Below are 1222 nucleotides of genomic sequence, written 5' to 3' on the forward strand. Positions count from 1 at the left end.
GTCCGCGAACGGGTAGTCGGTTGCGAACATCACTCGATCCACGCTTATGTACTTCAGCAGGAGATCGAGCAGTTCGGTCTGGGGGAATGCGCTGGTTGTGACCCAGAAGTTGTCCTGGAAGTATTGCGCGATGGGCTTCTCGAGCGATTCTTCGGTCGGCTCGCCCATGTCATTGACGATCCGCTCGTAGTAGAAGGGAAGACCTTCGCCCATGTGGCCGATGATGATTTTCAGTTTGGGGAACCTGTCGAAAACCCCGTACGTGATCATCCGAATGCATTGGGTCAGCACCTCCTGGTGCCAGCCATATCCAGACCCACTAAAAATGTAGTCCTGGAACTCTTCCGTGTATTTAGACCGTGTGGTGCTGTAGTAGATCTTGAAGACCTCGTCAGCTGGATAGCCGGGATGCAGGTAGATCGGAACATCGAGAGCAACGGCACGTGCCAGCACAGGCTCGAAATCGGGATGATCGAGATACTTCTTCGTGATGTGTCCGTTGGTCAGTGCGCCCAAGAAGCCATCTTCCCGAACCGAGCGTTCCAGTTCGTCCGCCGCCGCCTCCGGACTCTGCAAGGGCAAGGTGGCGAAAGCCTTGAAACGACCCGGAAATTTGGCGATCGGCCCGTCTACAAGTTGCCGGTTAAGACGATAGGCAAGGTCGATGCCCCTCTGCCCAGGGACATTTTGCACGGAGGGTGTATGAGCAGAGAGGATTTGAACGTTGAGTCCCCCCTTATCCATATCGCCGATGCGGCGTCGGCCTAGATCCGAAAGACCAATTTCCTCAAGGAACGCTATGTGATCCTGATTGATGGAGTTCAGCTTCAACAACGTGGGAGTCGAAAAGGTCTCCTCCGTGCCGATGAAGGGCAGGTCCTGGTCCCGCCGTGAAATGTCCGAAGCCTTGTCCGAAGTCTCGTTCTCGCTCACCTCCGAGGCAATGGCGTGCGTGGACAAGCCGGCACCAACTCCAAGTGCCGTGCTGGCGGCGAGAAAGCTGCGGCGTCCCATGGGCTTCATGTCAGTCCCTCTCTTCAGGCGTTTGTGTGGTGAGGTATCCGTACGGCATCCGTCTGCGAGATGCTTCCGGGGGTCTTCGCGTCCTGCTCGCGCACCGCGGCAGCGCTCAGGTCGAGGAACCGCTCGCCGGTGCGCAGCGGCTGTGGTGGAGCTGACGACCGCCCGCGTGCGCGCTGTGCGGGCCGGCCGCGGCGGGCCC

The 1222-nt window shown here is 58.8% G+C and carries 2 protein-coding genes; both read right to left on the bottom strand.

Annotated elements, in window-relative coordinates; genetic code table 11:
* A partial coding sequence (locus ACIP6U_RS48660) for an amidohydrolase family protein (protein WP_401729982.1) occupies positions 1–1014 on the bottom strand: 1014 nt, incomplete at its 3' end.
* 23 nt (positions 1015–1037) lie between these two features.
* Positions 1038–1222, bottom strand: a 185-nt coding sequence (locus ACIP6U_RS48665) for a hypothetical protein (protein ID WP_401729984.1), incomplete at its 5' end; no start/stop codon positions are given.

Source organism: Streptomyces sp. NPDC088794 (assembly GCF_044750545.1).
Taxonomy (GTDB): domain Bacteria; phylum Actinomycetota; class Actinomycetes; order Streptomycetales; family Streptomycetaceae; genus Streptomyces.